Below are 8,435 nucleotides of genomic sequence, written 5' to 3'. Positions count from 1 at the left end.
TCAAAATTTTAGCTTCTTTTTCTGAAGAAAAAGAAAAACCTTTTTTTACCAAACTTTCCATAATATATGCACTTTCTACTTGATTTACTTTACAACCTAAAGTCTTTATAAAAAAAGTTGTACCTTTCATATTACTTTCTTAAGAAAATTTTTTATAGCTTTTTTTAAATAATTTTCATACTTTTTTTCCCCTATAGCTCTTCTTCCGAAAACAAAATTAAATTCACTAACTACGGGCTCTTTATCTTTAAAAAGAAAATCTATTGCTACAAGATTAAAATGAGTATTTTTTATAATCTTACTGGTAAGCTCAAAAACTTTCTTTTTTAAGTTTTTTTGAGGACAGGAAATAATTCTACCTTCTTGGGAAATATTTTTTTTAAATCCTCCTTCTCTAAAGACAATTATAATTTTCTCTCCAATAACATAGGCTCTTGCATCAAAATCACAGGGTATATATTCCTGTATAAGGAAACCAAATCTTCCTTCTATTTCCCATTTTTTAATTTCTTTAAAAACTTCTTTCAACTCTTCTTCATTTTTTACCAAAAAAATTTCTCTTCCTTCGTCTCCGTAGTTTCCTTTAATTACACAGGGATATTTAATTTTAAAAGTTCTCTTATATGGATTTTCTTCTATTCCGCAAAGCCTTGGAACAACAGTGGTTTCAGGATGAGGCAAATTTAAAAGTTTAAAAAGCATTATCTGTCCAATTTTACCAGGATATAAAAATCTAAATGTATATTCTGGAAAAACAGGAATTCCAAAATTTTTTACAAAAAAATATATTTCAGAAGAAATAGTCGGAGGAAAAATAACTGCTTTTGCTCGCAAAAGTGTTTCAAAAAAACTTTCATCCAAAGGTTCAAACTGAAAAAAGTTAAAATCTCCTTTAAATGTAGGAAGAAAAGATATGATCATAAATTTATAAAATGTTTAAATTGACTTATTTTTTATTTTAGCATACCTAAAAATCGCTTGCAATTTTTTAAAATATTTTTAAATTCTAAAAATATGAATGAGCTCTCAGGATTGGGAAAGTTTTTAATTATTTTGGGAATTATAATAATTTGTTTAGGTTTTTTACTTACTTTTATTCCTAAAATTCCTTACTTAGGAAGACTTCCAGGAGATATTTATATAAAAAAAGGAAATTTTACCTTTTACTTTCCTCTAGCAACTTCCATATTATTGAGCATTCTTTTAACTATTTTATTAAACTTGCTATTTAGAAAGTAGATTTTAAACAAAAAATTTTTAGCTTTATTTAACTTTCATAATTCCATTGGCACAAAAATAATTATCACTATTTAAAGCTTTTTCAACTAAAGCATCATTTTTATTTAAATTTTCTCTTGGTTGAGGAGGATGCCATAAATGAAAACATATAGCCATAAATGGATGTTCTTTTCTTTTTAATCCATATTTATAAAGCCTTATAATTAATTCTGTATCTTCTCTTCCCCATCCTAAAAAATCCTCATTAAATCCATTTACAGCTAATAAATCTTTTTTAAAAATTCCCATATTACAACCTTTGATTCCTTTAATTTTTTTATTTCTAAAAGCAGGAAAAAAAGGTATTCTTATTAAATGATGACGATTAGAAATTTTTGGAGAAAAAAAGAGTTTTAGTTTTTTAGAAAAAGATTCTATAGTATCAAAACTAAAATTTTGAGAAATTTTTTGATCTAAAAGAATTCTTTTACCCTGAACAAAGTATTCACTTTCTGCTAATTTAACATGATCAAAGATAAAATTTTTATCAGGGATACAATCTCCATCTAAAAAAACAATATAATTTCCTGAAGATATTTTAATTGCTTCATTTCTTATTTTTGCAGCTCTAAAGCCTAAATCTTCATGCCACACATGTAAAAGTGGTACAGGAAATATTTTCTGATATTTTTTTATTAATCTTGCAGTTTCTTCAGTAGAACCATCATCAGCAATGATTACTTCATAAGGTAATAAAGTTTGTTTAAGCACACTTTGCAAAACTTTTTCCAAAAAATGCGGGGTATTATAGGTTGTTATAATTAAAGATATTTTTAAATTTTCTATTTTATAGTTCTTATTCATAAATTTTTAAATCCTTTAACAATCTATTAATACTCTTCATTTTCTTTTTAAGATTATTAGTATAAACAATATCAAGTGAATCAATTAGCCATATATTATTTTTTGAATTAACCAATATATTTCTTAAATTGGCATCTTTACTTATAAAATTGTAATCCAAAATTTTTTTATACCATTTTAGAAGCCTATTTATATATGGAACCTTCTCTTTATCTGAAAATTTTTCTATAAATTTTAAAAAAGTAATAGAATCCTCAATAAAAAGTGTAACAAATATTCCTTCTCCATTTTTATTTTCAAAAAAAGCTAATGGTGGAGGTGTATATCCACAAGTAAAATAAAATAAGTATGAATTAAAAAATGATTTTCTAGCTCTTGTATATTTTATTCTATATAAAAATAAGTCCTTTAAACCTTTCCATTTATGCACCCTTTTTTTAAACAATTTAAGACAAATATTTTTATATTTTACTACTAAGGCTGATCTCCCCTCTTTTACAATTTCACCTAAAATTTTATTTTCTTTTTGATAACCCTCTAACCAATCTAAAATTTCGTTTTCATAAAATAAACCATTTGTTCTTAAAGCAAGATATCCTTTCCAATCTCCTAATACGATTTTCTTAAATCTTCTTGGATTATCAAGATTAGAAATTTCTTTTTTTAAAATGTTTATCAAATTTTTTATTCCTTTTTCTTGAATTTGTGATCCATATTCTTTTATAAATTCTTTAGCATTTGCATAATTCCCTAAATATCCTTTTAAAAAAGATAAAATTATTTTTATGTTTAAATCTTTTATAAATACTCCATAAAGAACTGCTAATTGTTTAATTTGAGAAATCTTAAAACTCGGGCTTTTTTGGAGTTTATATAAATCAAGTAAAAAAATTTTCCCTTCTGGAGTAACTATAATATTTCCTTTATGAATATCTTTATGCCACAATTTATGCTTATTTAATTCTTTAAAAGTTTTTCCTAAGTTAAAGGCAAGTTTAATTTTATCTGAATAACTTAAATTAGGTAGCAAATTTTCCAAAGTATTTCCCTTAATAAAAGACATTACAATTTGAGCTTTAAACAAAGATTGTTTAATAAATTTAATAGGTTTGGGGACATTTAAATTCAGACTATAAGCTTTCTTTAATTTGTGCCATTCTTTTAATAATTTAAAAAAAGAGCCTGACTTATACACCAAACCATCTTTATGGTTAAATTCGATCTTTCTCCCTTTCCCCTCTTGTAAGATTTCAAGCATACTTAAATTAGGATTTTTTATAATAAGTTATTACGCCTTCTCCACCTTTTTTTATTATTTTTTGAGTATGTTTATCTATCAATTGAGCTTTTTTATTTATTAAAAACTTTATAAGTTTTCCAAGTTTTTCCTTTCTATGTTTATTATATTCTTTCCAAAAAAAATCCCACCAGTATAAATTTTGTTCTTTAAAAGTTTCCATAAAAGAATACTTCAATTGAGCAAGGTCTTTTATTAAATATCTTATTTTAAATTTAGGATTATACTTTACTCTGGCTACATCCATAATATAAAATATATCTTTCTTCGCATCATAATGGAAATGTCCTATATAACAATCTTGATGAAAAAAATTATTTTCATGAAAAAGTGCCAAAAATTGAGAAAACTTTAAAAGTAAAATCTCCGAAGAAATTAATTTTTCACTCAGAAGTTTTAAAGAGGATGGAAATTTTAATTCTTCTGTTCCAATAAGAATTTTATCTTTTTTATTCCCAAAAACTACCGGTGTAAGAGTGGGGAATCCTTTTTCCCATAAAAGAGAAAGATTTCGCCATTCATTCTCTGCTTCCTTCAGATTAAATTCATATTTTTTTAAATAAAGTTTAAAACCTCCTAAATCATAAGCCTCTATTGTGCGATATCTTTTTTTATAATAAAAATAGCTATCTTTTAAATTCCATAAACTTTCGAAATTTAAAAGACCTTTAGAATTAAGTAAGTCTAAATACTCTAAATTTATTTTTAAATTATTTTTTTCTATAAATTGATAGGACTTTTTTATCATAAATTTGCTACTAAAACCTGGTAATATTTTTCAAAACAATTCTCTGCAGAATAATTTAGGGCTTTTTGATAAGCTTTAAATCCCATTTCTTTAGAATTTTCAAGAGTTTTTAATATATATTCTGCTAAAAGTTTATCATCATCCCATCTTTTCAAAATAAAACCTTCTTCTCCGTGGTTAATTACCATACTTGCTCCATTTGTTTTGGTAGTAATAACCGGAAGCCCACAAGCCATAGCTTCAAGCACTACACTTGCAAAAGAATCATATTGGGAGGGAAAAACAAATATATCCGCTGTTCCATAGATTTTTTCTAACTCTTTCACATAGCCTAAAAATTTAATTCTTTCAGCTACTCCCAATTTTTGAGAAAGTTTAATAAAATAATTGATTTTATCCTTTCCTGCAACTAATAAATAAAGATTTGAAAAATTTTTAAGTCTTGCTAAGGCTTTAATAATTGTTTCAAGTCCTTTTCTTTTAAAATTGTTTCCTGTAAACAAAATAATTTTAGCGTTTTTATTTAATCCTAATATTTTACGAATTTTATTTCTATTAACTCTAACTGATAAATTAAACCGGGATAAGTCTATTCCATTTGGTATAACAACAATTTTTTCAGGTGAAATATTAAAAGCTTTTATTGCTATTTCTTTTTCAAGCTCTGAGTTTGTAATAATTTTTTTAAAGTGTGGGGAGGTAATACATTTTTTTTGAAAAAAGAGATTTAGTAAAAAATGAGGTCTAAAAAAACATACTATAGTTCTTTTTATAATGTTGGGATATCTTATTTTTAACCAATTGCTATAAACTCCTCCTGCAAGCCAGTAAAAATCACCTTCTGGAAGTGGCATCAGAGCGAAAATTCTATCAGCTTTCCATCTTTTAGCTAAATAAAGACCTGTATAAGCTAAAGTTAAAATTCGAAAGAAAGGGGGTTTTTTGGGGATTTTGATTTCCACACCGTAGGGTTTAAGATCTAAAGCCTCAATTTTTCTTGCAAAAAGTTTAATATCTAAACCTTTTTTAATTAAATACCTTGCAAGTTCTGAAGAAAACTTTTCTGCTCCACCTTTATATTCTTCAAAACTTTGAGAAATGAGTGCTAATTTCATAAATTTTTAAACAAACTTTTTAAGTATTTTCTTAAGTAAGAAAATAATAAAATATGTTTTGGATAAATTTTAATAGCTTCATGATAATAATGAATTGCTTTTTTGTATTCTTTTATTAAATAAAAAGATCTGAAAATAGAAAGATGCTCTCTGGAAAGAGCAAGAGGATAAAAAATTTGAAATTCTTGAGGTAATTTTTGAAAAAGAATTTTTATAGGTTTAATATTTCGTTGAATAAGAAAACTTGTTTCTTTTCTAAGTCGATTAGGGTGATCCTTTGCAATTACTACTGGTTCTTTTAAAGCATAACACTTATGCATACAAATCAAGTATCCATAAATCAGAAAATCTTCTCTTAGCCTCAATTCTTCAGGAAAAAGATTTTGCTCAATGATTTTTTTCTTAACTACAAAAGAACCTGATAACATTGGTATTTTCCTTTTTAAAAAGGATTTAAAATCTTTTTTATTATTTCCTGATAATTTAGGAATATGAGCTGATTTTTTTTTTCTCCTTTATGATTTTCTCTTATAACCCTCCCAATAAATACTTAAAGCATTTGGTAATAATTTATCATCTGAATCTAAAAATAATAAATATTTACCTTTAGAATGTATTATCCCGGTATTCCGTGCTGCTGCTGGACCTTTATTTTTTTCGTGTTTAATAAATTTCAACCTCGGCTCTTTTTTCATATATTCAAGTAAGATTTTTTCTGTTTTATCTATAGAACCATCATCTACCACTATAATTTCATAAGGTAGTTTATAAGTTTGATTTAAAACTGAATTTATTGCTTCAACTACAAAATTTGCTCTATTATAGGTAGGAATTATTATAGAAAAATCTATTTTTGGCATTTAAATATTCCCCATCCATCAATTTCTGTTATTCTTTTAATTTTAGAATTGTTGAGTTTTTTTCGATATATTTTTTGTTCTTCTTTTGAAAGTATTAAATAATCAGCATTACATTTATTAAGAAAACTTTGAGGAGAAATTATATTTAAAGCACATATTGCGGGTTTCCTTTCTAAGTTAACATAAAAATTTATTTTTTTATTATTTCCAGCAATTATAATAGGATTTCTATGTTGATTTTCCATCTTGTTTATTACAGAAGCGATTTTTTTATAAATAAGATCATTTTCACGCCGAAGAGAAAAAATAGTAGATAAAATAGAAATTATTAATATAACTGTTATTAAAAAGAAAACAAAAAATTTTATGAAATAAAAAAATTGTTTTTTTATAAAATTTTTTATTCCTAATCCTACTAAAGGTAGTCCTATAAAAATTAAAGGCACAAAATATCTTTTAGATAAATAGGCATAAGAATAGGACCATAAAATCAATAATAAAAAATAGCCCCAAAAAAGAGCAAAAAAATATTTTGTGGATAAAGATTGAAAACTTCTTTTTGGATAGGTGTAAATCCCATAAATTAAAAAAGGGAATAATAAATTATAAACTTTGATAATAAACAATAAACTAATAAAAAAAGGAATATAAGGAAGTAACATACGAAAATATATCCAAAAAAATCTATCAGTAGATAAATAAAGTTTAGTTAGTTCATTATAGTAATATTTATAATTATAAAAATAAATGCTAAAACTACTTTTATGCCGTAAATACTCATAAGTAGAAGGAAAAAATATGAAAATTATGGCAATACCTAAGAAAAAAATTAATAATCCTATAAAAAAATACCGAAAATTTTTCCCCCACCCCCTTTGTTTATAAAGAAAAACAAAAGAAAAAAAGACCACAAAAAATCCTTCTACACGGTTTAAGCCAGCTAATAGAAAAGAAAAGATACTTGCTAAAAAATAAAATTTAGGATATTTGGTAGAGGTATTAAGCCAATTTAAAAAAAAATAAATACCTAAAAGTAAGAAGAACCAGTAAGCGGTATCTCTTATAATATCTACACTTTGTTTGATGATATAGGGTAAATTTAAAGCTATAAGAGAAAGAAAAAAAGCATAACTTTTAGAAAATATTTGACGCAAAATTTTAAATAGAGGAAAAGCTATAAAAGAAGAATAAAAAATAGAAGTTAGGTTTCCACTAAGTTCCCAGTTTTTTAAAAAAAAGTAAAAAGCTGTAATGGTAGAAGAATAAATTACTCCTAAACAAAATCCCCCGCAAGAAAACATTTCTTTTAAATTTCCTTCCCATATTTTTTGAGCTATATAAATATAACCAATTCCGTCATTATTAATACCACAGGTATGTTTTAGCATAATAAATCGAAAAGTTACACATAAGAATAACAGTATAAAAATAAGTAATTTTTCAGAAAAATTTTCTAAAGAGAATTTAGAAAGAGCCTCCTTAATTTTCATCTTTTTAAATCTCAGTTGGTTCTCCACCGATTTCACGAATGAGGCGTTGAATTTCAACTGGGGGAAGATGCATGACCTGTTGCCCTCGCATCAACTCACTTATCTTTTCCTCTATCACTGTTCCGTGAAAATGGTCTGCTCCCCAAAGTAAAGCCACTTGAGCCAATTTTATCCCCAGAAAAACCCAGTAAGCCTTAATATGTGGAAAATTATTTAAAATTATTCGAGAAATAGCTATTACCTTTAAAATCTTGTGAGCAGAAGGTCCTGGAAGATAAGATAGTTCATTATTTTCAGGAATAAAAGCTAAAGGAATAAAACAATAAAATCCTTTTGTTTCTTCTTGAATTTTTCTTAAAATTAAAAGATGTCTTATAATCTCTTCATCTGTTTCTATGTGTCCAAAAAGTATAGTAGCATTTGTTAAAATACCAAGTTTGTGAGCAGTTTTTGCAATCTCAATCCATCTTTCAGAAGGAATCTTAGCTGGATAAAGCTCAGCCCTTATTCTTTCTGAAAAGACCTCTGCTCCACCTCCAGGAATAGAATTTAAACCTGCTTCTTTAAGCTCTCTTAAAACTTCTTCCACAGACTTCCCAGAAATTCTTGAAAGCCAGTCTATTTCAACACAAGTATAAGCTCTTATATGAATTTTAGGAAAAGAATCTCTTATTTTACGAACTAAATTTACATAATATTCATAAGGAAGTTTTGGATTTAATCCTCCTACAATATGAACCTCTTTTAACTGAGGAGTTTCTTTTAATTTTTCTAAAATTTCATCTATCGCTAAGGTATAACCTCCTTCTTCGCCTGGTCTTTTATGATAACCGCATAATTTAC

The 8,435-nt window shown here is 25.8% G+C and carries 10 protein-coding genes; 1 reads left to right on the top strand and 9 read right to left on the bottom strand.

Annotated elements, in window-relative coordinates; genetic code table 11:
* Nucleotides 1-126: 126 nt before the first annotated feature.
* Nucleotides 127-921: an ATP-grasp domain-containing protein gene (locus tag LWW95_11135; protein MDL1957577.1), complete on the bottom strand. Its 795-nt coding sequence runs from the start codon at nt 919-921 to the stop codon at nt 127-129.
* 93 nt (nt 922-1,014) lie between these two features.
* On the opposite strand from LWW95_11135, the gene LWW95_11130 reads away from it, so the two are divergent.
* On the top strand, nt 1,015-1,239 hold the full coding sequence (locus tag LWW95_11130; protein ID MDL1957576.1) for a DUF2905 domain-containing protein: 225 nt from the start codon (nt 1,015-1,017) through the stop codon (nt 1,237-1,239).
* A 24-nt stretch (nt 1,240-1,263) separates the two neighbouring features.
* Here LWW95_11130 and LWW95_11125 read toward each other — a convergent pair whose 3' ends face one another.
* The 8 genes from LWW95_11125 to LWW95_11090 all read right to left on the bottom strand — a co-directional run.
* Nucleotides 1,264-2,082 (bottom strand): glycosyltransferase family 2 protein, encoded by an 819-nt coding sequence (locus LWW95_11125; protein ID MDL1957575.1) that lies wholly within the window; start codon nt 2,080-2,082, stop codon nt 1,264-1,266.
* Complete coding sequence (locus tag LWW95_11120; protein ID MDL1957574.1) at nt 2,075-3,340, bottom strand: AarF/UbiB family protein; 1,266 nt, start codon at nt 3,338-3,340, stop codon at nt 2,075-2,077. Before LWW95_11120 ends, LWW95_11125 begins: the two co-directional genes overlap by 8 nt.
* Nucleotides 3,341-3,347: 7 nt before the next feature.
* Entirely contained in the window at nt 3,348-4,127 is a 780-nt protein-coding gene (locus LWW95_11115) for a hypothetical protein (GenBank protein ID MDL1957573.1), read from the bottom strand.
* A complete protein-coding gene (locus LWW95_11110; protein ID MDL1957572.1) occupies nt 4,124-5,242 on the bottom strand; it encodes a glycosyltransferase family 4 protein in 1,119 nt (372 codons plus the stop codon). The genes LWW95_11115 and LWW95_11110 overlap by 4 nt, the downstream gene beginning before the upstream one ends.
* The gene (locus LWW95_11105; protein MDL1957571.1) at nt 5,239-5,670 is read right to left on the bottom strand and encodes a hypothetical protein; all 432 of its coding nucleotides are present in this window, start codon (nt 5,668-5,670) and stop codon (nt 5,239-5,241) included. The genes LWW95_11110 and LWW95_11105 overlap by 4 nt, the downstream gene beginning before the upstream one ends.
* An 87-nt stretch (nt 5,671-5,757) precedes the next feature.
* Entirely contained in the window at nt 5,758-6,102 is a 345-nt protein-coding gene (locus LWW95_11100) for a glycosyltransferase (protein ID MDL1957570.1), read from the bottom strand.
* Nucleotides 6,090-7,592 (bottom strand): hypothetical protein, encoded by a 1,503-nt coding sequence (locus LWW95_11095; GenBank protein MDL1957569.1) that lies wholly within the window; start codon nt 7,590-7,592, stop codon nt 6,090-6,092. The genes LWW95_11100 and LWW95_11095 overlap by 13 nt, the downstream gene beginning before the upstream one ends.
* 4 nt (nt 7,593-7,596) lie before the next feature.
* Nucleotides 7,597-8,435, bottom strand: an 839-nt coding sequence (locus LWW95_11090; GenBank protein ID MDL1957568.1) for a CofH family radical SAM protein, incomplete at its 5' end; no start/stop codon positions are given.

Origin of the sequence: Candidatus Desulfofervidus auxilii (genome assembly GCA_030262725.1) — a bacterium.
Lineage (GTDB): Bacteria > Desulfobacterota > Desulfofervidia > Desulfofervidales > Desulfofervidaceae > JAJSZS01.
This window is presented reverse-complemented; position numbering and strand designations above follow the sequence as displayed.

Excerpts from the sequence above, each read along its gene's own strand:
- LWW95_11095 (MDL1957569.1), bottom strand. The coding sequence starts at position 7,592 with ATGAAAATTAAGGAGGCTCTTTCTAAATTCTCTTTAGAAAATTTTTCT.
- LWW95_11105 (MDL1957571.1), bottom strand. The coding sequence starts at position 5,670 with ATGTTATCAGGTTCTTTTGTAGTTAAGAAAAAAATCATTGAGCAAAAT.
- LWW95_11125 (MDL1957575.1), bottom strand. The coding sequence starts at position 2,082 with ATGAATAAGAACTATAAAATAGAAAATTTAAAAATATCTTTAATTATA.
- LWW95_11100 (MDL1957570.1), bottom strand. The coding sequence starts at position 6,102 with ATGCCAAAAATAGATTTTTCTATAATAATTCCTACCTATAATAGAGCA.
- LWW95_11135 (MDL1957577.1), bottom strand. The coding sequence starts at position 921 with ATGATCATATCTTTTCTTCCTACATTTAAAGGAGATTTTAACTTTTTT.
- LWW95_11120 (MDL1957574.1), bottom strand. The coding sequence starts at position 3,340 with ATGCTTGAAATCTTACAAGAGGGGAAAGGGAGAAAGATCGAATTTAAC.
- LWW95_11115 (MDL1957573.1), bottom strand. The coding sequence starts at position 4,127 with ATGATAAAAAAGTCCTATCAATTTATAGAAAAAAATAATTTAAAAATA.
- LWW95_11110 (MDL1957572.1), bottom strand. The coding sequence starts at position 5,242 with ATGAAATTAGCACTCATTTCTCAAAGTTTTGAAGAATATAAAGGTGGA.
- LWW95_11130 (MDL1957576.1), top strand. The coding sequence starts at position 1,015 with ATGAATGAGCTCTCAGGATTGGGAAAGTTTTTAATTATTTTGGGAATT.